Origin of the sequence: Thalassospira lucentensis, assembly GCF_032921865.1 — a bacterium.
GTDB lineage: Bacteria > Pseudomonadota > Alphaproteobacteria > Rhodospirillales > Thalassospiraceae > Thalassospira > Thalassospira lucentensis_A.
Map to the genome: position 1 here is coordinate 686,754 of NZ_CP136684.1, position 24,930 is coordinate 711,683.

The 24,930-nt window shown below is 54.0% G+C and carries 20 protein-coding genes and 1 tRNA gene; 10 read left to right on the forward strand and 11 right to left on the reverse strand.

All coding sequences use genetic code 11. The features are described 5' to 3' along the window. Positions 1 to 36: 36 nt before the first annotated feature. A complete protein-coding gene (locus tag R1T41_RS03785) occupies positions 37 to 1,626 on the forward strand; it encodes an MFS transporter (RefSeq protein ID WP_317340074.1) in 1,590 nt (529 codons plus the stop codon). Position 1,627: 1 nt separating this feature from the next. Beyond that, entirely contained in the window at positions 1,628 to 2,494 is an 867-nt protein-coding gene (locus tag R1T41_RS03790) for a substrate-binding periplasmic protein (protein WP_317340076.1), read from the forward strand. A 210-nt stretch (positions 2,495 to 2,704) separates the two neighbouring features. Here the strand turns inward: R1T41_RS03790 and R1T41_RS03795 are convergent, their stop codons facing one another. Next, on the reverse strand, positions 2,705 to 4,222 hold the full coding sequence (locus R1T41_RS03795) for an aldehyde dehydrogenase family protein (protein WP_317340078.1): 1,518 nt from the start codon (positions 4,220 to 4,222) through the stop codon (positions 2,705 to 2,707). A gap of 14 nt (positions 4,223 to 4,236) precedes the next feature. Next, entirely contained in the window at positions 4,237 to 4,551 is a 315-nt protein-coding gene (locus tag R1T41_RS03800; RefSeq protein ID WP_317340080.1) for a hypothetical protein, read from the reverse strand. A gap of 176 nt (positions 4,552 to 4,727) precedes the next feature. Between R1T41_RS03800 and R1T41_RS03805 the strand changes: the two genes are divergently transcribed. Then, complete coding sequence (locus R1T41_RS03805; protein ID WP_317340082.1) at positions 4,728 to 5,636, forward strand: LysR family transcriptional regulator; 909 nt, start codon at positions 4,728 to 4,730, stop codon at positions 5,634 to 5,636. Between the two features lie 314 nt (positions 5,637 to 5,950). Then, entirely contained in the window at positions 5,951 to 7,573 is a 1,623-nt protein-coding gene (locus R1T41_RS03810) for a GMC family oxidoreductase (RefSeq protein ID WP_317340084.1), read from the forward strand. A gap of 221 nt (positions 7,574 to 7,794) precedes the next feature. Here R1T41_RS03810 and R1T41_RS03815 read toward each other — a convergent pair whose 3' ends face one another. The 8 genes from R1T41_RS03815 to R1T41_RS03850 all read right to left on the reverse strand — a co-directional run bounded on the left by R1T41_RS03815 (position 7,795) and on the right by R1T41_RS03850 (position 15,607). Continuing rightward, complete coding sequence (locus R1T41_RS03815; RefSeq protein ID WP_317340086.1) at positions 7,795 to 8,142, reverse strand: antibiotic biosynthesis monooxygenase; 348 nt, start codon at positions 8,140 to 8,142, stop codon at positions 7,795 to 7,797. A 28-nt stretch (positions 8,143 to 8,170) separates the two neighbouring features. Continuing rightward, on the reverse strand, positions 8,171 to 9,175 hold the full coding sequence (locus R1T41_RS03820) for a zinc-dependent alcohol dehydrogenase family protein (RefSeq protein WP_317340087.1): 1,005 nt from the start codon (positions 9,173 to 9,175) through the stop codon (positions 8,171 to 8,173). A 62-nt stretch (positions 9,176 to 9,237) separates the two neighbouring features. After that, positions 9,238 to 9,534 (reverse strand): metalloregulator ArsR/SmtB family transcription factor, encoded by a 297-nt coding sequence (locus R1T41_RS03825; RefSeq protein WP_317339929.1) that lies wholly within the window; start codon positions 9,532 to 9,534, stop codon positions 9,238 to 9,240. Between the two features lie 305 nt (positions 9,535 to 9,839). Further along, the gene (locus R1T41_RS03830; RefSeq protein ID WP_317340089.1) at positions 9,840 to 9,977 is read right to left on the reverse strand and encodes a hypothetical protein; all 138 of its coding nucleotides are present in this window, start codon (positions 9,975 to 9,977) and stop codon (positions 9,840 to 9,842) included. 783 nt (positions 9,978 to 10,760) lie between these two features. Continuing rightward, positions 10,761 to 10,837, reverse strand: a tRNA-Ile gene (locus R1T41_RS03835). A gap of 96 nt (positions 10,838 to 10,933) precedes the next feature. Then, positions 10,934 to 13,000: an RNA polymerase sigma factor RpoD gene (rpoD, locus tag R1T41_RS03840; RefSeq protein ID WP_062947968.1), complete on the reverse strand. Its 2,067-nt coding sequence runs from the start codon at positions 12,998 to 13,000 to the stop codon at positions 10,934 to 10,936. A 118-nt stretch (positions 13,001 to 13,118) separates the two neighbouring features. Beyond that, positions 13,119 to 15,008 carry a DNA primase gene (gene dnaG / locus R1T41_RS03845; RefSeq protein ID WP_317340091.1) on the reverse strand — a complete coding sequence of 630 codons (1,890 nt, stop codon included), beginning with the start codon at positions 15,006 to 15,008 and terminating at the stop codon, positions 13,119 to 13,121. 143 nt (positions 15,009 to 15,151) lie between these two features. Then, positions 15,152 to 15,607, reverse strand: coding sequence for a GatB/YqeY domain-containing protein (locus tag R1T41_RS03850; protein ID WP_317340093.1), 456 nt, complete (start codon positions 15,605 to 15,607; stop codon positions 15,152 to 15,154). 365 nt (positions 15,608 to 15,972) lie between these two features. Here R1T41_RS03850 and carA point away from each other — a divergent pair, with 365 nt between their 5' ends. The 4 genes from carA to R1T41_RS03870 all read left to right on the forward strand — a co-directional run bounded on the left by carA (position 15,973) and on the right by R1T41_RS03870 (position 21,613). Beyond that, positions 15,973 to 17,139: a glutamine-hydrolyzing carbamoyl-phosphate synthase small subunit gene (gene carA, locus R1T41_RS03855; protein ID WP_317340094.1), complete on the forward strand. Its 1,167-nt coding sequence runs from the start codon at positions 15,973 to 15,975 to the stop codon at positions 17,137 to 17,139. A gap of 90 nt (positions 17,140 to 17,229) precedes the next feature. Next, positions 17,230 to 20,472 carry a carbamoyl-phosphate synthase large subunit gene (carB, locus tag R1T41_RS03860; RefSeq protein WP_317340095.1) on the forward strand — a complete coding sequence of 1,081 codons (3,243 nt, stop codon included), beginning with the start codon at positions 17,230 to 17,232 and terminating at the stop codon, positions 20,470 to 20,472. Positions 20,473 to 20,576: 104 nt separating this feature from the next. Continuing rightward, positions 20,577 to 21,050 (forward strand): transcription elongation factor GreA, encoded by a 474-nt coding sequence (gene greA, locus R1T41_RS03865; RefSeq protein ID WP_062947978.1) that lies wholly within the window; start codon positions 20,577 to 20,579, stop codon positions 21,048 to 21,050. An 86-nt stretch (positions 21,051 to 21,136) separates the two neighbouring features. After that, positions 21,137 to 21,613: a GNAT family N-acetyltransferase gene (locus R1T41_RS03870; RefSeq protein WP_317340098.1), complete on the forward strand. Its 477-nt coding sequence runs from the start codon at positions 21,137 to 21,139 to the stop codon at positions 21,611 to 21,613. A gap of 261 nt (positions 21,614 to 21,874) precedes the next feature. Here R1T41_RS03870 and R1T41_RS03875 read toward each other — a convergent pair whose 3' ends face one another. Further along, the gene (locus tag R1T41_RS03875; RefSeq protein WP_007089852.1) at positions 21,875 to 22,360 is read right to left on the reverse strand and encodes an Lrp/AsnC family transcriptional regulator; all 486 of its coding nucleotides are present in this window, start codon (positions 22,358 to 22,360) and stop codon (positions 21,875 to 21,877) included. A 309-nt stretch (positions 22,361 to 22,669) separates the two neighbouring features. Between R1T41_RS03875 and trxB the strand changes: the two genes are divergently transcribed. After that, on the forward strand, positions 22,670 to 23,620 hold the full coding sequence (trxB, locus tag R1T41_RS03880; protein WP_062947984.1) for a thioredoxin-disulfide reductase: 951 nt from the start codon (positions 22,670 to 22,672) through the stop codon (positions 23,618 to 23,620). Positions 23,621 to 23,960: 340 nt separating this feature from the next. Further along, positions 23,961 to 24,878 carry a LysR family transcriptional regulator gene (locus R1T41_RS03885; RefSeq protein ID WP_062947986.1) on the forward strand — a complete coding sequence of 306 codons (918 nt, stop codon included), beginning with the start codon at positions 23,961 to 23,963 and terminating at the stop codon, positions 24,876 to 24,878. Positions 24,879 to 24,930 lie beyond the last annotated feature (52 nt).

Here is a 24,930-nt window from a genome sequence, read left to right on the forward strand (position 1 = left end):
AAATGCGCATTACCATCTTCATCTGGAAGAGGAAAAATGAACGAGACCAAACCAGTTGACACAGGTCCATGGGCACCGTTTCGGCATCGGGCGTTCGCCTTTTTGTGGGTGGCAACCGTCATATCGAATATCGGCACCTGGATGCACGATGTCGGCGCAGGTTGGCTCATGACAGAGCTGTCACCCTCGCCGCTCGTTGTCTCGCTGGTGCAGGCGGCGACCACATTGCCCGTATTCCTGTTTGCAATCTTTGCCGGAGCGCTTGCGGACTTAATGGATCGCAGAAAATTACTGATTTCCATCAATCTGGTAATGGCGGGCTTGGCTGCAGCGCTCTCTGCCATGGTTTATCTGCAATTGGTTACGCCTTTGATCCTGATCCTGTTTACATTTTTGATGGGAACCTGTGCAGCATTGATGGCACCGGCATGGCAGGCGATCGTTCCAGGGCTGGTTGACAAGCCCCGACTGGGGGCTGCAATTGCGCTGAATTCCATGGGCATTAACGTCAGCCGCGCAATCGGTCCGGCACTTGCAGGATTTCTGATTGTCAGTGTCGGGCTGGTATCTCCGTTTGCGCTTAATGCGCTTAGTTTTATTGGCATTCTTGTCGTTCTGTTCTTCTGGCGGCCCCAACAAAATGTGGAAACCATGCCGCGGGAACGCATGTTAAGCGCGATAGGTACGGGTCTTCGCTATGTGTTTAATAGCCCGCCGGTGATCGCCACCTTGATCCGGGCTGTTGCATTCTTTCTGTTTGCCAGCGCCTACTGGGCCATGTTGCCACTGATTGCGCGCAACATGCTGGACGGCGGGGCTCAGCTTTATGGAATTCTGCTGGCCAGTGTTGGCACAGGCGCCGTAGCCGGCGCCATTGTTCTACCGAAAATCAAGGCACGACTTGGTCCAGACAAAACCATTATGGCCGGTACTATCGGAACAGCTCTTGTGATGTTGAGCTTCGCTTTGGTTCAGCATCCAATCGTGGCAGTTATGGCCTCCTTCATTGCCGGGGCATCATGGATAGCGGTTTTATCTTCGTTGAATGTGTCCACGCAGACAGCTTTGCCTGACTGGGTACGAGCACGGGGATTGTCGGTATTTCTGACGCTGTTTTTCGGCTCGATGTCAGTTGGCAGCGTGGCATGGGGCTGGCTTGCTGAACGATTTTCGATTGAAACGGCGTTGCTGGCTGCCGGGATTGGGGCAATCATTTTGATGATCGCAACAATGCGAATTCGGCTCAATCAGGGGGCCAAACTTGACCTGACCCCGTCAATGCACTGGCCCGAACCAATCCTGTCTGAAAGTGTCGAACAGGATCGCGGTCCTGTCATGATAAGGATTTCCTATCGGATCGCCCCGAAAGATCACGAGACGTTCCAGCAGCTCATGACTGAAATGCGCAAAGCCCGTCAGCGCCATGGCGCCTACCATTGGGGGCTTCATCAGGACAGTGCTGATCACGACCTGTTTGTCGAAACATGGTCGGAAGGTTCTTGGATAGAACATTTACGTCATCACAAACGGGTATCTGGCGCGGATCGCGATATACAGGAAAAGGTTAACCGCATGCATCTGGGCGACACAAAACCAAAAGTTGATCATTTAATTGCAGTTAAGTGAGATGCCCTCTTTCCTTCAGAAGGCCAAAGATCATTTAACTTCCAAACGGATTGGAAAAAGTGCAGCAAGCTTTGCCGCATTAACGATTACGTCGCTGAGCACATTGATCGGCGCGGCAATGGCAGATAATTCATTGGGCTCATCGGCCAGTGAACGCAAGACCGTGACACTTGCCTGCAATCCGTTCCCGGCAGCGATGATCGCCGACAACGACGTTATGCCGGGATTTGACGTTGAAATCTTGCGTGCCGCATTCGCCACACGCGACATCAAACTTTTAACGCCCTTCTATCCTTGGAAGCGGGCCTACTTTCTTGCCAGTGCAGGTCATGTTGACGGGCTTTGTTCTTGTAGCTACCTGCCAGAAAGAGACGCAGAATTCCTATATTCTGATCCACTTGGCGACGGAGAGATCGCCATGTATAGCACCAATGAACAGGTTTTTGACATGATCGACACCGAAGACGCATCCAAACTGACCGTTGGTGTTGTGAATGGATACAGTCTGGAGGTGTACGCGCGCAAAGCAAAGTTTGATGTCATGATTGCCAATAGCGAGAAAGCGCTGGTCAATCTTTTGAACTCAAATCGAATTGACGCGGCCTTAACGTTTCGCCCCCCTATGGACTATTACCTGCTCAATGGAGATGAGGACGGGCTCCCTGATGCAGAAAGAATAAGGACCAAGGTAATATCGACCAGTTCCCATTACTCCTGCATTTCCCGCAAGACCGAGACCCCGGAAATTATTCTGGATCATTTGAATGCTGGTCTGAAGACAATCCGCCAGAGTGGTCTTTTTGACAGCATTTTGGCAAAGTATCGAACTGGCCCAAATACTTCTGATGCGGCGCCAGAGCAAAACTAACAGCTTTGTCGTTCACCGGACTGGTATGGGGACATGCCCCATACCATAAGTTGCGATTTTCTTACTGTATCCTCGCGATACGCCAAGCACTGTTCTTGGTTTACCCAAAGGATCGTGATGCTTGGCAAGGGCTGCCCCCGCAGATGGCAACCAAGATTCTCGCAATTGAAAGCAACGACCTTGGCCCCTTCCGCCATCAATCATGTGACGTCATCTGCCCCTATAAAGACCGGGCTTCAGGGCAATATGCTTGTACTCGATAAAGTCGTCGAGTGCAGCGAGGCCGTTAAGCCGTCCAAGACCAGACTGTTTGAAGCCGCCTTCCTCAGTATTGTCATAGACCTTGGCCCAGTCATTGATCCATATGGTGCCAGCTTCAAGCGCCTGCGCCACCTTCAACGGACGGTCGACGTCACGCGTCCAGACGCTGGCGGCAAGACCAAACTCACTGTCATTTGCAAGCTGAATGGCCTCTGCCTCGTCATGAAAACGCTGAATAGTCAGAACAGGACCAAATGTCTCTTCCTGAAGAATCGACAGGCCATTGTCGTTAACTTCCAACAGTGCAGGCCTGAAAAAAGCACCTTTTGCAAGCGGTCCGGCGCAAACAGGCCCCCCACGTACAATAACGTTTGCTCCCTCAGAAATGGCGTTCTTGACCACCTCGTCTACCCGCAAGACATTCTCTCGATCAATCAGTGGCCCCATATCGCTTGAGGGGTCACTTGCCGGACCAACTTTCACGTCGGTTAGTTGCTGGGCAAGCGCATCGCGCACATGTTCAAAAATGCCGTCTTGAACAAGCAGACGTGAACCGGTCATACAAAATTGACCGGAAAATACTGTCAGCGCCTTCTCAATCACGGGCAGGGCCGCATCAATATCGGCATCATCGAACAGAATGACCGGCGTCTTGCCGCCAAGCTCCATACCGAACCGTTTCATCCGTTTGGCGCCGACAGCGCCAATCGCACGGCCTGTACCGGTACTGCCTGTGAAGCTGATTGCGGGAACATCCGGGCTTTCGACCAAATAGGCAGACCCTTCCGGACCGCTTTCGAAAAAGAGGTTGATGACACCGTTGGGTAGGCCTTCGGCCTCGGCCATGATTTCTGCCATCACACTAGCCGTTTGTGCGACTTGCGACGGAAGCTTGATCACAGCAGTACATCCCGCAGCAAGTGCCGGGGCCAATGAGCGAACCGTCAGAACCGCAGGAGAATTCCAAGGTGCGATAATCCCGGCAACACCCATTGGCTGCTTTAGAATGACAGACAGGCTTCCGGGTTTCGGCGTGACCGCACGGCCACTCTCCAGCAGTGCTGTTGCCGCCGAATAACGCAATTTGCTCGGAATCATATCGACTTCGAAGGCAGCTTCACTTTTCACCTTGCCGTTCTCAAGCGACAGAATCTTTACAAGGCGATCGCGGTTGCGCTCGAAGGCATCAGCCAGCTGATTTATGACATGAGCTCGCAATTCATGATCATGCGCCCAAGGCGTCTCTTTGAAGGCCTTGGCGGCAGCTGCAACTGCAGCTTCAGCAGCTGGCTGACCATTTTCAGGATAATAGCCGATAATGTCGTAAGTAGCAGGGTCGATCGAGGGCTTTAGTTCTCCGTCAGTGGTCTGAACACCGTTGATCCAGTTGAATGCCGTTGCCTGAACTTTCATGCCAGACGTGCCTGGGGCATTGATAGCGGTCTTGTGGTGATCTTTGTTCGTCATTGCATTGATCCCTTTTAATTTTCTGATTGAGCAGATAGTTCAGCTGGCGTGGCATTGTTTTTCGAGCGCGTTGTTGCGCAGTTATGATCAGCTTTGAGGAAAGTGCGCCCCAAATGGGAAAAGGCCATCCCGACAAGGGGCTCAATGATATTTGAGACGAGGATGACGACGATCACTGTCGAGACGAGAATGCCCAGAGGAAGCGGAAGCTCCCTGATCGCATCACCAAATATCGTCAGAAAGACAAGCACGGTTGGATAGACTGCAATCCAGATACGCGTGGTTTTTTTCAGCCGCGCCAAAAGTGAGTGGTTACGCTGTGTATTCATCAAAAAAGCTCTCCAATACGGTCGGCTGTAGTAGCGCAAATCTGTTGACAATAGAGATGCCCCCTGAAGACATCCTCATCCACTTTCTCCTTGGCGCCATTAAGCGCGAGCCCTAAACTATCGAAGAAGCACGACCTTGACGGAAGATGTCTCGGCGTCCTATTATTCCGGACATTATGTCGGCAATTACTTCCTTGGAATCCTTGAGCGGCCTTGTGGCCTTTTCCGTCACGCTGGAGCATGGGAGCTTTGCCGCGGCAGGGCGGAAGCTTGGTCTCTCAGCATCCGCAGTAGGAAAAGCAGTCGACCGGCTCGAACAGCGGCTCGGTGTCAAATTGCTGACACGCACGACACGCTCACTCACCCTGACGGACGAAGGTGAGATTCTTTACCGATATGCTTCGCGGATCCTTAGCGATCTGCAAGAAGCAGAACTGGAACTACTGAGCGCACAAAACACGCCTCAGGGTCGACTTAAAATCAGTGTGCCTACGGTCATGGGAAGATGCATTATCTTGCAAGCCGTGAATGCATTTTCGGCCGAATTTCCGGATGTGACGCTTGACATTTCTCTTGATGATTTGAAGGTCGACCTGATTGAAGGCGGATACGATCTGGTCGTTCGCCTTGGAGAACTGGAGGATTCCAATCTACATGCCCGCAAGATCGGGCCTCATGCTTTCACGACCTGCGCATCACCAAGCTATGTCAAGGAATATGGCACGCCACAAACGCCCGCAGACCTCGCTGATCATCGCTGTGTCCTATACCGGTTTCCGACCACAGGCCTTACCGAGAAATGGGCATTCAAAGGCGAGTATCGCGGGACAAGAGTCAAACCATGGCTTGTTATTAATGATGGAGGCGCCCTCGGCTCTGCCGCGCTGGCCGGACTTGGCATAGTGCAGGCACCGCGCTACCTCGTTGCCGAGGATATCAAAGCGGGGCGTTTGATATCCTTACTCGATGAATTCACTGATGACCGTGGGACTGTTTCAGTCGTTTGGCCGTCATCGCGAACGAGAGTGGCCCGTGTACGCGCTTTCGTCAATTTCATCTCACAATGTCTGGCAGAGAAGATTTAGCGCAGACGCCCTGCCTTGGATCTTTCGCACTCCATCATCTTGCATAAACTTGTTCGGAATTTGGACCATCTAAAGCTGCTGGCTCTCATCACAGTATTCCGCCCATCTTCAACTTGACGAAGCGTCATTCTTTTACTTGGGCACCCATTCAAGACATATCGTCTTGAATAAAGCGACAAACACCCTTCTACAGCACCAAGGTGACTTACAATACTTCTAGGATGTCGGAGATTTATCAAAACCGTCATTCGAAGGGGTATGCTTTTAGCGATGTTCCGCGAATGGCATATCGATGCATACGCGAGGACGAAATCATGAGCGACACGCAGAAGAAAGAAGGCATTAATAGACGGGATTTCATCATTGGGGCATCCGGCGCTGGTATCGCCGCAGCCACTCTTGGAAGTGCTTTTGCACAAACGAATGACAGTTCATCTCATTTTGATGTCATCATCGTCGGAGGAGGATCGGCCGGGGCTGTACTCGCCAGCCGCCTGAGCGAAGATTCCTCAAGACGCGTGCTCCTTCTCGAAGCTGGCAAATCATATGCGCCTGACAGTTATCCCGATGTTGTTCGCCTCCAAAGTATCATTGGCGGTGATCCCGAACATGATTGGGGCTATACCTCTGAACCGGGATGGGCTGGTGCATCTTTCCCGGTGCCCCGTGGAAAGGTTCTTGGCGGATCATCCGCAGTAAACGCAGGTGTCGCGATGCGAGCGACCGCGTCTGACTTTAACCGTTGGACGAAGGCCGGACTTCCCAACTGGTCGCCCACCGATGTCCTGCCATTCTATAAAAAAAGTGAGCGCACGGTACATGGTTCAGATGAATTTCGCGGCCGCTCTGGTCCGTGGCCAATCCATCAGCTGCAGAATGATGAAGTTTCAGACATGCAGCGTGCTTTTATAACATCGGCCCAGATGGCAGGTTTCCCCAAAGTCGATGACTTTAACGGGGACAGGCCCTTGGGTGTCGGTCCATATCCAATGAACAATCGTATGGGACAGCGACTTAATACCGGCATGACATATTTGTCGAAAGCGGTTCGGGCACGCACCAACTTGACCATTAGAAGCGAAGTGCTTGTGGATCAGGTAGACATCCAGAAAGGACGTGCAGAGGCTGTTATTCTCGAAAATGGCGAGCGTATCACCGGTGACGAAATTGTGCTTTCGGCAGGTGCCTATGGCACACCGGCCATTTTGCTACGATCAGGTGTTGGTCCCGCCGAAAGTCTGCGTGCAATGGATATTCCTGTGATGGCGGATTTGCCAGTTGGGCAACGGTTGCAGGAGCATCCGTTTTTCTTCACAACATGGGCTGCAGTACCTGAGCGCCTTGGACTTCCAGTCCCCCCTGTTGGAGCTATTCTTTGGGCACAATCGTCCACTGCAGCCCCGGGAGAAGGCGATTTCCACGTAAGCGCGGTACATTATGGTGATCCGGCCTCGTCACCGACCGGCGCCATTTTCATGCTTGCACTGGCACTGACTCGTCCGAAATCTACCGGCACGGTGACATTACGAGATCGCAAGGCACGCACATCACCTCGTATCGCACTTAACATTCTTGGTGAAGCCGAAGATCGGCAAAAAATGGTCGAAGGTGTCGAGATGATCCGCCGGATCACCAGCCAAGGGCCCCTCTCTGACATTATTGTTCGGGAGCTCGCTCCAGGGGCATCGCTCACCAGCTCCGAAGATATCATCGCCGCGTTGCCAAAGGCACTTGATATCTATCATCACCCGACATCAACCGCCCCGATGGGGGGAGACAACTCTCCGCACGGGGTAACTGACTATCAGGGACGTGTAAAAGGTGTCAGAAACCTGCGGGTTGCCGATGCCTCGAGTTTCCCGGATGTCCCATCGGTTGCGACCAATCCAACCGTTATCATGCTGGCGGAACGCATCAGCACTTGGATGCGCTCGTAAAACGATACAGCCACTCCTGCGCTCCGCCAATAGGCCATCTTAATGAACTAAAGTCGCCCGCGCGCACCGCTCATGCGGAGCCCGAGCAACCGGCTCGGGCTCCGGTAGATGAAAAAACTTAACCGGCACGAAAATCATCATCATTGCAAATTGATCTGGCAACGCAATTTGCGTTCAGGGATTGGGTGGCTGTTAGAAACTCCAACAGCCACCCAATTGTTTTATGCCCACAACTCACCGGAGCTACTATCCCTCAAGTCATCACCTTTGCTTGAGATAAAAGCTTCGCCTTCGATATGATAGACTTGCGGTTCTTCCGAGAAATACTGTTCCAGGCCTGTCATAAAGGTCTGATGATCTTCACTCTCCTCAAAGCCCGGCGTGTGGTCTTCGAGCGAGCCCCATCGAACAATCAGATGAAACATTTCAGGTTTCTCGATCCCTTGCGCCAGAAGGTGACCTTGGTAACCTCGCGCGCGTACAAGCAACGGGACGACTTCGTAAAATGCTTTCCGGAACGCTTGCGCATGTTCCTTGTAAACCGGCAGCTGGGCGATCTCATAAATCATGGTTGCACCTTTAAAGTACGTTTAACAGTTAAGCGCCCAGATTCTCGGGATTGGCTGACGGGTCAACTGCGATCGCGATTTTGCCCCGGAGGCCGTTATCGGGATTTTCCAGCCGGGCATGGGCAAGCGGGATGTCGGCCAGTGAATAGACGGCACCGACATGGGGGCGGAGCTGGCCGCGTTCGATCAGGGTGCTTAGCTCGTCAAGTTTGCCACGGTTCTGGCGGGTGAACACGAAGTGGTAGCTGGCGTTTTTGCCCCAGGCTTCGATCAGGTTCTGCGGCTGTGCGATATCGACAATCGAGACGACACGGCCAAGCTGGGCCAGTGCATCGGCACTTTTGGCGAGTGTATTGCCGCCGATGGTGTCAAAGATGACATCCACCCCTTTGCCATCGGTTTCGCGCAGGATGGCATCGACATAATCCTCCTTGGTGTAGTCGATGAGGACGTCCGCGCCGAGGCTTTGGGCGAATTCGAAGTTATCTTCGCGTACGGTGGTGAAGACCTTGGCACCTATGGCTTTCGCGACCTGGATTGCCACATGGCCGACACCGCCGGCACCGCCGTGGATCAGGATGCTTTCACCGACACGAAGGCCCGCACGCACCACCAGTGCCTCCCACGCCGTGCCGCCGACCAGCGTCAGACTGGCGGCTTCGAGGTGGCTGAGCGAGGCCGGTTTTTTGCCAATAATTTTTTCCGAAGCGACATGGTATTCGGCGTAGCTTCCGTCCCCGTCAAAAATCTGCGGGGTGTACCAGACTTCATCACCGGGGACGAAGCTGGTCACGCCGGGGCCGACGCTTTCGACGACGCCCGAAACGTCATGCCCGGTAATGGCGGGCAGGGGTACATAATCGGGATAATCACCGCGCCGGACCTGATAATCCAGCGGATTGATGGAGGTGGCGTGGACACGGACAAGGACCTGTCCGGCCTGCGGGACGGGCTTGGCGACGTCCTGAAGTTCAAAGGCTTCCGGGCCGCCAAAGGATTTGAGTATCTGAGCTTTCATTGTCTGGACTTTCATTTTACTGCCTTATTTCGGCAAAAAGGGATATCGCAATTTCTCGATATATTCGGGCAAAAAAACTACAGTTCTTTTCCGATAGCCTCGGCAAGAGCGCGGATGGTTGCTTCGTTCCGCTTGTAGTAGGTCCACTGACCGATGCGTCTGACTTCCACCAGACCCACCCGTTGCAGCGTCGCAAGGTAATCGGACACCGTCGATTGCGACAGTCCGACACCTTCCTGAATACTGCTGACGCAAACTCCAACCGTATCGACGTCGCCTTCATCCTGCGGAGGAAAGTTCTTCGCAGGCTCTTTCAAGCCTTTGAGGATTTCAAGGCGGGTCCGGTTCGAGAGGGCTTTGAATATTTCGAGCATTTCCATGACGTGAAATATATCGGGATTTTCCGATATGTCAATATGCGGAATCAACCGGGCAGCTATGCGTGGCTGCGAAGCGCTGATAGGGCATCGGCTGGAATGGTCTCATAACCCCGAATTATGATAACTCTGCAATCGATGCGTTGAGCTCATTGTGCGCAGAGAGAAGAGGAGCGATCGAGCGTTTTGTATCTGCGACTTACCCGGATCGATGAACAGTGTTTCAATTCAGCCTGCAACTACCCTTCAAAGAAAGAGGTGGACGATGTCCGGGAAAGCTGAAGCGCGCATCAGCGGTGCGCTCAAATCAGAACCAGCAGACCGCGCTCGTCTGAGTACATCAGCCAAAACCGGATTTCCCGCAATCCGCGAAGTCCCGACGAACCCGGGGCTTCGGCATCCTCGCCAACGGAGCGCAGATCAACTGCCTTCCGTCTCATGACCTGCTCCGGTCACTTCCGTCCATGGCGGCATTTCCTGCAACCAACGAAGCCCGGATAAACCTCGGGCATTAGCCATCCTCGCAACAAACAGCTTTCGGCCCCATTCCGGTCACGTTTGGCAATGGCGGCCTTGCCGCAACCAGCGGAATCCCAGACAAACCCCGGGCCTTCGCCAACCTTCCCAGCAGACGGCCTTCGGCCTCACGTCGTGCTCCGGTCACTTTCGGCAATGGCAACACTTTCCCGCAACCACTGAGGTCCAGACAAACTCCGGGCGTACGGGCTCCCACCTTTCGACCGTTGACGGGCCATAGATCAATGCTGCCCCCTCCTGCCATTCCTGCCGCTCCCGGCAAATTTAATACTCCCTCTCCAACAAGACGCACCTCTCCCGTCATGACAAATGACCGGGTTAGTTCCCCAGCCCTAGTCCTCGGGCAGAATGCCGCCATAATGGCTCCGCCATCCACCGGTCAATATCCTGCGGGGCACCCCGCCGCCCTGCCCGTGTCTGTGTCCGTATCTTTGCCGCTGCATCCCGATCACCTCCTTGATCCGGTCCCAAACGCAAAAACCCGCAGAGCCTATAAGGCTTTGCGGGTTTCGGTCCGGGTGCATTTCTCCCGTTGACTTTTCTCTTATGTAACAAACAAAAGAACAAATCAAGAACTTTTACGAAAAATATGGTAGGCATTCTAGGGGAAATGTGTCCCACGACGTTAAAATCGTGGGACACAATCACCAATTAACCGTTTAATAACAACAAGTTAATCATATGGATGGTAGGCCCGGAGGGACTTGAACCCCCAACCAGACCGTTATGAGCGGTCGGCTCTAACCAATTGAGCTACGGGCCCCAAAGGGGAATAGAAAAGACCGCGCCAATTGTCTGGCGCGGTCCCGAAAACTAGCGATTTTCGGGCCAAGGTCAAGCCCGAACGTCGCAAGATTTTTTAATAATCGAGGAACGAACGCAATTTGCGCGAGCGCGACGGATGCTTGAGCTTGCGCAGCGCCTTTGCCTCGATCTGGCGGATACGTTCGCGGGTCACGGAGAACTGCTGACCAACCTCTTCGAGGGTATGGTCGGTGTTCATCCCGATCCCGAAACGCATACGCAGAACACGTTCTTCACGCGGGGTGAGCGATGCCAGAACCCGTGTCGTGGTTTCACGCAGGTTGGCCTGGATCGCAGCATCAAGCGGCTGAACGGCGTTCTTGTCTTCGATGAAATCGCCAAGATGGCTGTCTTCCTCGTCCCCGATCGGGGTTTCGAGCGAGATCGGTTCCTTGGCGATTTTCAGAACCTTACGAACCTTTTCAAGCGGCATCTGCAGCTTTTCTGCCAGCTCTTCCGGGGTCGGCTCGCGACCGATTTCATGCAACATCTGGCGCGAGGTACGGACCAGCTTGTTGATGGTTTCGATCATGTGAACCGGAATACGGATCGTACGGGCCTGATCGGCGATGGAACGCGTGATCGCCTGACGGATCCACCAGGTCGCATAGGTCGAGAATTTGTAACCACGGCGGTATTCAAACTTGTCCACCGCCTTCATCAGGCCAATATTGCCTTCCTGAATAAGATCAAGGAACTGAAGACCACGGTTGGTATATTTTTTGGCGATCGAAATCACGAGACGCAGGTTGGCCTCGATCATTTCCTTTTTTGCACGTGCCGCTTCGCGCTCGCCTTTGTTAACGACGCCGTAAACACGACGGAATTCACCGATCGGCAAGCCGACTTCGGCGGAAACACCGCCAACCTGTTCACGCAGCTGGGCGATTTCATCTGGGTAGCGTTCAATGAAAGCTTTCCAGCCCTTGCCCGGCAGTTCGCCAACGCGCTCCATCCAGTTCGGGTCGAGTTCATGGCCCTGATACTGTTTGACGAAATCGGGGCGTTTAATCTTGCAACGGTCGGCAAAACGCAGAAGCTTGCCCTCAAGGCCGAGCAAACGGTTATTCAGACCGGTCAGGTGATCAAGCAGTTCCTCGATCCGGAAGTTGTTCAGGTGAACATCTTCCATCAGGTCAACCATCTCACCTTTCAGCTTGGCATACCGCTTTTCGGTCGCAGCCGGAACGGTTTCGCCCTTGTTCATTGCAACAAGGCGCTGTTCCTGTGCCTTGTGCAGTTTTTCGTAGGTTTTCGCGATCAGCTCGAACTTCTCGAGAACCTGCTCGGTCAGTTCCTCTTCCATTTTGGAAAGTGAAACGTTGACCTGCTCGTTCTCGTCATCGTCCTCGTCGTCGCCATCACCCTCGCCTTCTTCGCCTTCGGAATCATCGTCCGACTCTTCGTCGTCCTCTTCTTCCTCGTCGCTGGCAGGCGCACCGGTCGGCTCTGGCGTTTCGGTTTCGGCTTCTTCATCTTCGTCGGCATCGGTTTCGACGGCGGCTGCCTCGAAATCATCGCCTTCGGCGTCGGCTTCTTCACCTTCTTCGGCTGCGATTTCCGCATCCGGGCCACCGCCATAGGTGGTTTCCAGATCGATCACATCGCGAAGCAGAAGGTTGCCAGCCTGAAGCTGATCATGCCAGTTGACGATCGCGCGAATGGTCAGCGGGGATTCGCAAATCCCGCCAATCATCATGTCACGGCCAGCCTCGATACGCTTGGCAATGGCGATTTCGCCCTCGCGCGACAGTAGCTCGACGCTGCCCATCTCACGCAGATACATCCGGACCGGGTCATCGGTACGGCCAACATCATCTTCGGAAATATTGCCGCTCGGATCCGAGTCTTTCTCGTCATCGTCGTCCGAGTCGTCACCATCCTCGCCATCGATAACATTGATGCCCATCTCGTTGAGATTGCTCATCACGTCTTCGATCTGCTCGGAGGAAAAATGCTCCGACGGCAAGGCAGCATTCAGTTCATCGACCGAGATGTGGCCCTTCTCCTTGCCCTTGGCAATGAGCTTCTTGATGGCCGCTTTATATGTATCGAGAAGAGGTCCGTCTGCGGTTTCAGAAGAGTTCTTTTTCTCTTCAGCGTTCGAAGTCTTAGACGACATCTATTCCCCGTTTCCCGCTGGGTACAGTTCGTACCGTTGTTGTCCCACGCACTGTTTTCATCAGCGCAAATCACAAATAGCCCGAACGCCGATCCCGCATACAAACCGCATGCATCGATCAGTCGTCGAGCTTAAACACTTTTTCCCGGCGCCGGGCCAGATCGTCGCGTCTATGCGAAAATCTTTCCCATTCTTCCTCGCTGATATCTGCTGCCAACTGTCGGACGGCGTATTTTGCCTCTTCGTCCTCCAGGGAGCTTACAGCCATGGAAAAAACCTGTTCCCAACCCGCACGAGCCCGTTCGAGCGGCGTTTCGGGCCTGGCGAAAGCGGCGTGCGCCAAAATGTCCGCACCAACCACCCGCAATACTGTCTCTGACAGCCCGTCGCGCTCCAAATGGGCCTTGATTGTTTCGGAATCAAGTCCGGGATCACCGTCAAGCAGCTTTAAGACGGCACGACGAAGATTGTCAAGGTCGGAGTCTGCACAAGTGTAGATTCCAAGCCGCTCGCCAACATCCTCATGCAGGTGGGGATGGTTTATCAACGTTACCAGCAAAATACAGTCCTGTACGACACGACGTTTTTGCATGGGTGGACGCGACATCCCCGGAACGGCTTTACCTGCCGGTTCCCAGAAATAGTCTTTTTTTCCGCCTTTGCCACCCCGGCTGAATTTTTTGTTCTGGTATCCGCCGCCTGGCGCAGGCCGTGATCCCCCGCCTTTTGCGCGATCACCCTTGAATAATTGCCAGATGCGATCGCGGAACATCGACTGATATTGCGATCTGACCGCGTCATCACCGATTGCCGAAATGCGTTTCTGAATGTCGGCCTCAAGGGCGGCACGGCGTTCGGGTGTATCGGTTGCCCGCCCGGCGACATCCATGCGCCATACCAGTTCTGCCAGCGGCACGGCGCTATCGAGTATCTTGCGGAAACTGGCAAATCCGTTTGTTCCCGCCATCAGGCTGTCGGGGTCCTCGCCCTCTGGCAGGATCGAAAACAGTAATGATTTGCCCGGACGCAGGATGGGAAGGGCACGCTCGGCGGCACGCACCGCCGCGCGCTTGCCCGCCGCATCACCGTCAAGACACAGGATCGGCTCGTTGGTCATTTTCCAAAGCTCGCCGATCTGTTCTTCGGTTACCGCTGTCCCCAACGGGGCCACTGCCCCGCGAAAACCGGCCCGATGCAGGGCGATCACATCCATGTAACCCTCGGTCACGATGATCGGTGCATCCTGCTGGCTGGCTTCACGGGCCTGCGGCAAGCCATAAAGAAGCTGGCCCTTGTGGAACAAAGGTGTATCAGGGCTATTCAGATACTTTGGCTTGGTATCGCCCATGACACGCCCGCCAAAGGCAACAACCCTGCCCCTTCGATCAAGGATCGGAAACATCACGCGACCCCGGAACCGGTCATAGGTCTGACGGCCCTGATCTTCGGGCTCGATCAGAAGCCCGGCTTCAATCATCAGCGGCTCGTCAAATTCCTCGCGCTTTAACGCTGCCTTCAGCGCACCACGATTATCGGGTGCAAAGCCCAGTCGGAATTCGGCAATCGTTTTATCGTCAAGACCGCGACGACGAAAATATTCAAGCCCTTCGCGACCTTCGGGCATATGAAGCACGCGTTCATAAAATACGCAGGCCGCTTCCATCACTTCGTAAAGTGTTTTGGCCTTTTTTTCGCGCTCCTGGGCTTCACGGGATGGTTTGGGCACATCCATGCCGACCTGATTGGCCAGTACCTCGACCGCCTCGACAAAGGTCAGGCCGCGGGTATTCATCACAAAACTGATCACGTCGCCATGCGCGCCACAGCCAAAGCAGTGATAGAAGCCCTTCTGCTCGTTGACCGTGAAAGAAGGGGATTTTTCGGAATGGAATGGACACAGGCCAGAATATTCCCGGCCGCGTTTAATCAGCTTCACCGACGTACCGACAATATCTGCCAGTCCGACGCGCGCCCGCAGATCGTCAAGAAACGACTGGGGAAAGCTCATGATTGTCCCGATCCCGTGATCATGTTGATACCAAATCCCATCCTACCCTTTTATTGATTCCATTCTGGAATCCGGGCTTAGGGACGACGAAAGCCGGACGATTTTACACGCCCGGCTTCCATAAAAAATAGCTATTCTCGAAATCAGCCGAGAAGTTTTTTCGCAACACTGCCGGCTTTGCCGAAATCCATGCAGCTGGCATATTTTTCGCGAAGCGCCGCCATCGTCCGGCCCATATCCTTAAGGCATGTCGCGCCAAGGTCGGTAACCACGCCTTTGACAGCCGCCTCGATTTCTTCATCGGACATCTGTTTGGGCAGGAACCGTTCAATCACGCCGATCTCGGCGGCTTCCTGCGCTGCAAGTTCGGGGCGATTGCCCTTGGTGTACATTTCGATGCTTTCGCGACGCTGTTTAACCATCGCCTGCAGCAGGGTCAGGATTTCCTCATCGGAAATACCATCCGTATTCCCCTCGCCGCGTGCCGCAATATCGCGTTCCTTGAGCGCTGCCAGAATGAGGCGCACGGTGGTCACGGATACGGCATCCTTTTCGAGGACGGCCTTTTTCAAAGCGTCTGTAAGCTGCGATCGCAGCATGGCTTATCTCTGATTCTGTGGAAGAAAGGAGCGAACATACCCCAAAAGCGCCATCTAGGCAAAGAAAACCTTTCCACTCAACTTATTGATTTTAAAAGAAAAATAAAAGTTTGGATGCATCCTTGACAGGGCGACACGACTCCCGTAGACATCCGCCAATTTGCCTGCCGGGATGAGGTTTTAACCCGCTTTCAGCATATTGCACCAACGTCTTTTGACGTTATGGTCGTTCATGCTGGGGATACCTTGTCATGTCCGCATGCCCGATATGCAGGGGAATTTGGCCGTTTTTCTCGGCCTGCTCGTAATTATTATATATAAAGACTCCGTGTCTCACCGTGGAAAGATCGAAAGGACATTCGCCAATGTCAGCGCCCACGCACACCCCGCCTCCTGGAGCTTCTGCCGTTCTGGTACTTGCTGATGGTTCTGTTTACTGGGGACGAGGCGTCGGCGCCCGAGGAGAGGTGGTTGGTGAAGTCTGCTTCAACACCTCGATCACGGGCTACCAGGAAATCATGACCGACCCGTCCTATGCCGGGCAGATGATCACCTTTACTTTCCCCCATATCGGCAATGTCGGCACCAATGACGAGGATATCGAAAACGAAATCCCCGTCGCCCTTGGCTGCATCCTGCGCCAGGACATTACCGAGCCGTCAAACTATCGTGCACAGGGTCATTTCAATGACTGGCTGGGAAAGCATGGCCGGATCGGCATTGCCGGTATTGATACCCGCCGCCTGACCAAACGCATTCGTAGCGAAGGCGCTCCAAACGGCGTGATCTGCCACAACCCGGATGGCAAGTTCGATATCGATGCCCTGATCGCCAAGGCCAATGAATGGCCGGGCCTGGAGGGCATGGACCTTGCCAAGGACAATAGCTGCACCGAGGGTTATGACTGGGATCAGACCCTTTGGACCCGCGAAGGCGGTTATGGCGAACTTGGCAATGCCAAACACCATGTTGTTGCCATCGATTACGGTGTGAAACGCAACATTCTGCGTAATCTTGCCGCGCTTGAATGCAAGGTATCGGTTGTTCCGGCAACGACGTCCGCCGAAGAAATCCTTGCGATGAACCCGGATGGGGTCTTCCTTTCGAACGGCCCTGGCGATCCGGCGGCGACCGGCGAATATGCGGTTCCGACCATCAAAAAACTGATCGCCAGCGGCAAACCGGTTTTCGGTATCTGCCTTGGTCATCAGATGATGGCGCTCGCCCTTGGTGCAAAAACCAAAAAGATGGATGTCGGTCATCGCGGTGCGAACCACCCGGTAAAGGACACCACAACCGGTGTCGTGGAAATCACCAGCCAGAACCACGGCTTTGTCGTCGACAAGGACAGCCTGCCCGACAATGTCGAAGCAACGCACTTCTCGCTGTTTGACGGATCCCTTGCCGGGCTTCGCCTGAAAGACAAACCGGTCTTTGCGGTTCAGTACCATCCCGAAGCATCCCCGGGGCCGCACGATAGCCATTACCTGTTCAAACGTTTCGTTGGCCTGATCGAAGACGCGAAAGCCTGATAGCGCGACGACATCAGCGACAAGCGATTAACGGACTTAATTTCGGGCGGTGCAGCAATCGCGCCCGCCACGCCAAAAGCGGAAAAAGACATGCCGAAACGTACAGATATCAAATCCATCCTTATCATCGGTGCCGGCCCGATTGTCATTGGTCAGGCCTGCGAGTTCGATTATTCCGGTGCACAGGCCTGCAAGGCCCTGAAGGAAGAAGGCTATCGCGTCATTCTGGTCAACTCGAACCCGGCGACGATCATGACCGATCCGAACCTGGCCGATGCAACCTATATCGAGCCGATCACGCCTGAAATGGTCGCCAAGATCATCGAAAAGGAACGCCCGGATGCCCTGCTGCCGACCATGGGTGGTCAGACAGCACTGAACACCGCACTGGCACTTTATGACGATGGCACGCTGGATAAATATGGCGTTGAAATGATCGGTGCGAAAAAGCACGTGATCGAAAAAGCCGAAGACCGTCAGCTTTTCCGCGAAGCGATGGACAAGATTGGTCTTGAAAGCGCGCGTTCCGCGATGGTCCGCACCTTTGAAGAAGCCGTTGTAGCCCTTGAAACAACCGGCCTTCCGGCCATCATCCGGCCAAGCTTCACCCTTGGCGGTGAAGGCGGTGGTATTGCCTATAACCGCGAAGAATTCGAACAGATCGTTCGTAATGGTCTTGCGATTTCGCCGACCCACACGGTTCTGGTCGAAGAATCCATTCTCGGCTGGAAAGAATACGAGATGGAAGTCGTCCGCGATAACGCGGATAACTGCATCATCATCTGTTCGATCGAAAACGTCGACCCGATGGGCATTCATACCGGGGATTCGATCACCGTCGCTCCGGCCCTGACCCTGACGGACAAGGAATACCAGATCATGCGCGACGCCTCCCTGGCGGTCCTGCGCGAGATCGGTGTGGATACAGGTGGCTCGAACGTGCAGTTCGCGGTTAACCCGGATGATGGCCGTCTGATCGTCATTGAAATGAACCCGCGCGTGTCGCGTTCGTCTGCGCTGGCATCCAAGGCGACCGGATTCCCGATTGCCAAAATCGCGGCCAAGCTGGCGGTTGGTTACACACTTGACGAACTTGATAACGACATTACCGGCGTCACCCCGGCTTCGTTCGAGCCGACCATCGATTATGTCGTCACCAAAATTCCGCGCTTCACCTTTGAAAAATTCCCGGGTGCGCAGGCGCTTCTGGGGACTGCGATGAAATCGGTTGGCGAAGCCATGTCGATTGGCGGTTCATTTGCCGAAAGCCTTCAGAAAGGCCTGCGGTCGATGGAAACCGGCCTGACTGGTCTGAACGAAGTCAAAATCGAAGGTGCACCGGACAAGGCCGCGATCCGTGCGAAACTGACACAGCCGATGCCGTTCCGCATTCTTTACGCGGCACAGGCATTCCGTCACGGCCTGACCCTGTCGGAAATCCAGCAAGCCACCAAGTTTGATCCGTGGTATCTGCGCCAGATCGAAATGCTGGTCGCCGAAGAAGAGCAGGTCCGCGCAAACGGTATCCCGAAAGACAAGCAGGAATTGCTGCGCCTCAAGAAACTCGGTTTCTCGGATGCGCGTCTGGCGGAACTGGCCGGTATCGAAGAAGACGCCGTGCGCGAAACCCGCCAGGCTATGAACCTTCGCCCGGTTTACAAACGTATTGATACCTGTGCGGCCGAATTCCCGTCGCGCACGTCCTACATGTATTCGCTTTACGAAGGCGACGGGTTCTTTGAACCGGAAAACGAAGCCGAAGTAACCGATCGCAGGAAAGTCATCATTCTTGGCGGTGGTCCGAACCGTATCGGTCAGGGCATCGAGTTCGACTATTGCTGTGTGCATGCGGCCTATGCGCTTCGTGAAGTCGGTATCGAGGCCATCATGGTCAACTGCAACCCGGAAACGGTTTCCACCGACTATGACACTTCGGACCGCCTTTATTTCGAACCGCTGACCGCCGAAGACGTGATCGAACTTTGCCAGCTTGAACAAAGCAAGGGCGAACTTCTTGGCGTGATCGTTCAGTATGGCGGCCAGACCCCGCTTAAACTGTCAGCCGCCCTTGAAAAAGCAGGCATTCCGATCCTCGGCACCAGCCCCGACAGCATCGACCTTGCCGAAGACCGCGACCGTTTCCAGGAACTGATCCACAAGCTGGGCCTGAAACAGCCCGCCAACGGCATTGCGCGTTCGGTTGACGAAGCTGTTAAAATCGCCGAAAGCATCGGTTATCCGATCGTAATCCGCCCAAGCTACGTGCTTGGCGGCCGTGCGATGGAAATCGTTCACACTACCGAAGACCTGCTGCGCTACATGACCGAAGCCGTTCAGGTTTCGGGCAAAAGCCCGGTTCTGATCGACAGCTTCCTTCAGGATGCAATCGAAATTGATGCCGATGCGGTTTCGGACGGCGAAAATGTCTTTGTGGCCGGCATCATGCAGCATATCGAGGAAGCCGGGATCCATTCCGGGGATAGTGCATGCTCACTGCCGCCCTATTCGCTCGGTCAGGACATGATTGATCGCCTGAAAGCACAGACCGTGCAACTGGCCAAGGCACTTGATGTTGTTGGCCTGATGAACGTGCAGTTCGCGATCAAGGGGGATGTGATCTATCTGATCGAAGTCAACCCGCGTGCCTCGCGTACTGTCCCGTTTGTTGCCAAAGCCACCGGCAACCCGATTGCAAAAATCGGCGCGCGCATCATGGCAGGCGAAAAGCTTTCGGACTTCAGGATCAACGAAGGTCCGTTCAAGCATATTGCGGTCAAGGAAGCGGTGCTTCCGTTCAACCGCTTCCCGGGTGTCGACACCCTGCTTGGCCCGGAAATGCGCTCAACCGGCGAAGTTATGGGCCTTGATACCGATTTCGGTCGCGCCTTTGCCAAAGCGCAGATGGCGGCGGGTCACGATCTGCCGCAATCTGGCAAGATCTTCATGTCAGTCAAAAACTATGACAAACCGGCTGCTGTTCAACTCGCACGCGAGGCGATCGAGCTTGGCTTTGTGATTGTTGCGACGCATGGCACTGCCGAAGCTCTTGAAAAAGAAGGGCTGGACGTTACCCCGGTCAATAAGGTACAGGAAGGACGTCCCCATATCGTGGACATGATGAAGAACGGCGATATCAACCTGGTATTCAATACCACCGAGAGCAAACAGGCCGTGGTCGACAGTTTCTCGATCCGGCGGACTGCGCTCAGCAACGATATTCCGTACTACACCACGATTGCCGGTGCCCGCGCCACCCTGCGTGCCATCGACAACCTGAAACGCGGAGCACTTGCAGTGCGGCCCGTTCAGGAATATCTTGGGGATGAATACTGAGGTTCCTTTTCGAACCCGTTCAACGAGTTTAGACCGCCCGGCGGTATCTGCCGGGCGGTCGATTTTGTAGTATCGATCGCTAATAAGAATAGGCTGTGAGCGCGATGGAAAAAGTACCTATGACCCCGCAAGGGCATCAGCGCCTCGAAGAAGAGCTGAAGCACCGCAAATCCGTCGAACGCCTTGAAATCATCAAGGCGATCTCGGAAGCGCGCGAGCATGGCGATCTCTCGGAAAACGCCGAATACCATGCTGCGCGTGAACGACAGAGCTTCTGCGAAGGTCGAATTGCCGAACTGGAAGATGTTCTTAGCCGCTCCGAAGTCATCGATGTCAAATCGCTGGCCGGATCGGTCGTCAAATTCGGTGCGACCGTGCATCTTGTTGACGAAGACACCGACGAGGAAACCACCTATCAGGTTGTCGGTCCGATCGAGGCTGATATCAATTCCGGTCGTATTTCGACCACATCTCCGATTGGTCGGGCGCTGATCGGCAAGGCTGTTGGTGAATCCGTAGAAGTCACCGTTCCCGGTGGTACAAAGAGCTACGAGATCCTTACGGTCAAGTTCGCCTGATACTCGATACACTATCTTGCGAAAGTACGGCCCGATAAATATCGGGCCGTTTTTTTTGATCCAAATACTCTGCACAAGTATCTGCCATGACATCTGATATCATCATTTCAAAGGCCCGTCCGGAAGACAGCATCCATGTAGCCGACATGTCAAATGCCCTGCATGTCGAACTTGATTACGACAATCCGCCCCACACGACCGAAAGCATCCATGAAATGATGTTCGGGCCCAAGGCACTGATCAAAAGTCTGATCGCATGGAACGGAGATCGCGCTGTCGGACAGACGATCTTTCAACCGTTCTATAACCCGGATTACTCGAAGATCGGGTTGTGGATGACCGAGCTTTACGTTGCACCCGATATGCGTTCGGAAAAGGTCGGAAACAAACTGATGAAGGCACTTGGCAAATACGCCTTGGATCACGGCTATGTTTCGATGTGGTGGTCCGTCCTGCATCGCAACGAGGCCGCCTGCCGGTTTTACGAACGGCTAGGCGCACGTAACTCCGGGGCCCTGCAGTATGAAATTGATGGGGATGAGTTAGAGAACCTTGGCCAATAAAACCACTGATCATCAAGCACGTGACAAAGAATTGAATTCATAATATTTTTTCGGCATCATTCTGAAATGATCGTTCTGGAAAGATCGAGAACATCAACAGGGTGCGACGCCCGGCCGGGGGGATAACGGGCGTCTCGAAGCGGGACCGGTTGAATTAACCGGTCCCGCTTCGATTATCGGATCAGCAATTGGTACATTCAAAAAACAAAAAACCGGCGACCAAAGGGTGCCGGTTTTCAAAGCTTGGCGTGGCAACGCACGTCAGTCTTCAGCTTCAATATCGATGGGAACGCCAGGCTGATTTTTAGCGGTACGAATCGAAAGTGCCGATTTCACATGATTGACGTTTTCCGCAACCGTCAGTTCAGTTGTCAGAAACTTCTGATATTCGTCCCAGCTGTGCGAAACGATTTTCAAAAGGAAATCCATTTCACCGGCAACCATATGACATTCGCGAACTTCCGGCCATGCCGCAGCACGACCTTCGAAGGCGCGCAGATCATGTTCTGCCTGACTTGCAAGACCGACCAGCGCAAACACGGTTACATTGTAACCCAGCGCCTGGGCATCAACGTCGGCATGATAGCCCTGAATGAAACCGGCTTCTTCAAGCGCACGGACACGACGCAGACAGGGTGGCGCAGAAATACCTGCACGGCGTGCAAGTTCCACATTGGTCATGCGGCCATCTTCCTGGAGATCGCGCAGAATTCTGCGGTCGATCTTGTCGAGTTTGACCCGTTGCATTTATCCCTCGATTCTGTGCGCTGAACTTACCCCGGACGAAACAATATTACAGGGGGCCAGTACGCTGGCAATAATATATTCGGCGGCAGAATGCAATCTGCCCTTTTGTAATGCGCACAAATGCATTGCACAATTTTGTATCAAAACGTTGCAAACCGCCATTTTCCGCCAGTCGCGATGGCGGAGTAAAATACCCGATCAGGAACTGTTCCGAAAACCTTGCAAAACATCGTGCGAGGCGGTTGCGCAATGCCATATCACCCCATATGTTCGGAACCTGTTTTTCACTGACCACAATATGCAAAGCACATGGCCCAGGAACATAACACCAAAGTCCTCATCATCGGATCCGGCCCGGCCGGTTACACAGCGGCGATTTATGCTGCACGCGCCAATCTGGAACCCATGATGGTTATGGGCCTGCAGCCGGGTGGGCAGTTGACGATCACGACAGATGTCGAAAACTATCCCGGCTTTGCCAACGTCATCCAGGGCCCGTGGCTGATGGATCAGATGAAGGCACAGGCCGAGCATGTCGGAACCAGAATGGTTCATGACCTGATCACCGAAGTCGACTTTTCCAAACGCCCCTTTGTCTGCAAAGGCGATTCGGGTGATATCTATGTCGCAGAAAGCGTGATCATTTCAACCGGTGCACAGGCCCGGTGGCTTGGCCTTCCGGGCGAAGAAAAATTCAACGGTCGTGGTGTCTCTGCATGCGCCACCTGCGACGGTTTCTTCTATCGCAACAAACCGGTCGTGGTTGTTGGTGGTGGCAATACCGCTGTTGAAGAAGCCCTTTATCTTGCCGGGATCTGCTCGAAGGTGACACTCGTGCATCGTCGCGACGAACTGCGCGCGGAAAAAATGCTGCAGGATCGCCTGCTGAAGCATGAAAAGATCGACGTCGTCTGGGACAGCGTCATTGACGATATCCTGGGTGGCGACGGCCCGATGGACGGCGTTGAAGCCGTTCGCGTGCGCAATGTCAAAACCGGCGATCTTTCCGACATCACCGCCGATGGCTTCTTTGTCGCGATCGGTCATGATCCGGCAACCGCCGTGTTCAAGGGGCAAATCGACATGGATGATGAAAATTACATCCTCGTAAAACCGGGTAGCACCACAACCAACGTTCACGGTGTCTTTGCCGCTGGTGATGTGACCGACAAGATTTACCGTCAGGCAGTTACTGCGGCGGGCATGGGCTGCATGGCGGCACTCGAAGCTGAAAAGTTCATTGCCGAGCACAACGAATAAGCACAGTCATCCTTACCGGATATGACAAAGGGGCGCCAATGGTGCCCCTTTTTTGTACCTACGGCCCGGAAATATGACTGCATTCAGAAACGGCGAACGTGCCAATTTTCGGCAATCCCCTGAGTTCATTTATGAATCCGGCGTGAACGAAATCACCACTTTCGTAATTGGTTGCTTGCAGATCGCGCCAAAGGCCTCATATTGATTTAATGATATCAGTTTGGAAGCAATTTCACATGCGGCTTAATAGTGTGGAAACCAAATGCTTCTAAGAAGAAGATAAAGAAGTATCAGGGGACTGGCGCGGCAATGGCGCGACAGTGACATTAGGAGCAGGTCTATGGACTGGGACAAGCTGCGTGTTTTTCACGCTGTTGCGGAAGCTGGAAGCTTCACACACGCGGGGGAAAATCTCAATCTGAGCCAGTCGGCGGTGAGCCGACAGATCAGCGCACTTGAAGAAAGCGTCAAGGTGCCGCTATTCCACCGCCATGCACGCGGCCTGATCCTGACCGAGCAAGGCGAACTTCTGTATCGCACGGCCCATGATGTGTTTGCCAAACTTTCCATGGCCGAAGCCCGCATTCGCGAATCCAAGGAACGCCCCAGCGGTCCGTTAAAAGTAACCACCACGGTTGCCTTCGGATCAACCTGGCTGACCCCGCGTATCAACGAATTCCTTGAACGCTATCCGGAAATTGAACTGTCGCTGGTGCTCAATGACGAGGAACTCGATCTTGCCATGCGCGAGGCCGATGTTGCTATCCGCATGCAGCCACCGCGTCAGGCTGATCTCGTTCAGCGCCAATTGATGACATTGCGCTATCATGTCTTTGCGTCGCCTGAGTATATCAAGCAGTTCGGCATTCCGAAAAAGCCCGAAGACCTCAAAGATCATCGTCTGATCATTTACGGTGCGGATGCGCGCCCACCGGTCTCGAACGTCAACTGGATGATGGCCGTCGCCCAACAGTTCAAACCGGATATGCGGCCGATCCTGAAACTGAACAATATCTATGGCATCTTCCGTGCGACCGAGTCCGGGCTTGGTATTTCGGCCCTGCCCGATTATCTGCTGCCGACTGACAGCAATCTGGTCCGCATTCTGCCGGAACTCGAAGGGCCAAGTTTCGACGCCTATTTCGTTTATCCTGAAGAACTGCGTCATTCCAAACGCATTGCCGTCTTCCGCGATTTCCTGATCGAGGAAATCAGTAAGGTCAAAGCCAAAATGAATGCCGCCGCCGCGACCGATTAACGCAAACGACAAGCGATAGAATCCGAAAGCCCCGCACCGAAATCGGCTGCGG

What these genes read in the sequence shown, in the direction of transcription:
- R1T41_RS03795 (WP_317340078.1), bottom strand. Translation starts at nt 4,222, where the DNA reads ATGACGAACAAAGATCACCACAAGACCGCTATCAATGCCCCAGGCACG.
- R1T41_RS03815 (WP_317340086.1), bottom strand. Translation starts at nt 8,142, where the DNA reads ATGATTTATGAGATCGCCCAGCTGCCGGTTTACAAGGAACATGCGCAA.
- R1T41_RS03830 (WP_317340089.1), bottom strand. Translation starts at nt 9,977, where the DNA reads ATGAGACGGAAGGCAGTTGATCTGCGCTCCGTTGGCGAGGATGCCGAA.
- R1T41_RS03850 (WP_317340093.1), bottom strand. Translation starts at nt 15,607, where the DNA reads ATGCTGCGATCGCAGCTTACAGACGCTTTGAAAAAGGCCGTCCTCGAA.
- trxB (WP_062947984.1), top strand. Translation starts at nt 22,670, where the DNA reads ATGGCCCAGGAACATAACACCAAAGTCCTCATCATCGGATCCGGCCCG.
- R1T41_RS03790 (WP_317340076.1), top strand. Translation starts at nt 1,628, where the DNA reads ATGCCCTCTTTCCTTCAGAAGGCCAAAGATCATTTAACTTCCAAACGG.
- R1T41_RS03785 (WP_317340074.1), top strand. Translation starts at nt 37, where the DNA reads ATGAACGAGACCAAACCAGTTGACACAGGTCCATGGGCACCGTTTCGG.
- rpoD (WP_062947968.1), bottom strand. Translation starts at nt 13,000, where the DNA reads ATGTCGTCTAAGACTTCGAACGCTGAAGAGAAAAAGAACTCTTCTGAA.
- R1T41_RS03810 (WP_317340084.1), top strand. Translation starts at nt 5,951, where the DNA reads ATGAGCGACACGCAGAAGAAAGAAGGCATTAATAGACGGGATTTCATC.
- R1T41_RS03825 (WP_317339929.1), bottom strand. Translation starts at nt 9,534, where the DNA reads ATGCTCGAAATATTCAAAGCCCTCTCGAACCGGACCCGCCTTGAAATC.
- R1T41_RS03870 (WP_317340098.1), top strand. Translation starts at nt 21,137, where the DNA reads ATGACATCTGATATCATCATTTCAAAGGCCCGTCCGGAAGACAGCATC.
- R1T41_RS03820 (WP_317340087.1), bottom strand. Translation starts at nt 9,175, where the DNA reads ATGAAAGTCCAGACAATGAAAGCTCAGATACTCAAATCCTTTGGCGGC.
- carA (WP_317340094.1), top strand. Translation starts at nt 15,973, where the DNA reads ATGTCAGCGCCCACGCACACCCCGCCTCCTGGAGCTTCTGCCGTTCTG.
- R1T41_RS03800 (WP_317340080.1), bottom strand. Translation starts at nt 4,551, where the DNA reads ATGAATACACAGCGTAACCACTCACTTTTGGCGCGGCTGAAAAAAACC.
- dnaG (WP_317340091.1), bottom strand. Translation starts at nt 15,008, where the DNA reads ATGAGCTTTCCCCAGTCGTTTCTTGACGATCTGCGGGCGCGCGTCGGA.
- greA (WP_062947978.1), top strand. Translation starts at nt 20,577, where the DNA reads ATGGAAAAAGTACCTATGACCCCGCAAGGGCATCAGCGCCTCGAAGAA.
- R1T41_RS03805 (WP_317340082.1), top strand. Translation starts at nt 4,728, where the DNA reads ATGTCGGCAATTACTTCCTTGGAATCCTTGAGCGGCCTTGTGGCCTTT.
- R1T41_RS03875 (WP_007089852.1), bottom strand. Translation starts at nt 22,360, where the DNA reads ATGCAACGGGTCAAACTCGACAAGATCGACCGCAGAATTCTGCGCGAT.
- R1T41_RS03885 (WP_062947986.1), top strand. Translation starts at nt 23,961, where the DNA reads ATGGACTGGGACAAGCTGCGTGTTTTTCACGCTGTTGCGGAAGCTGGA.
- carB (WP_317340095.1), top strand. Translation starts at nt 17,230, where the DNA reads ATGCCGAAACGTACAGATATCAAATCCATCCTTATCATCGGTGCCGGC.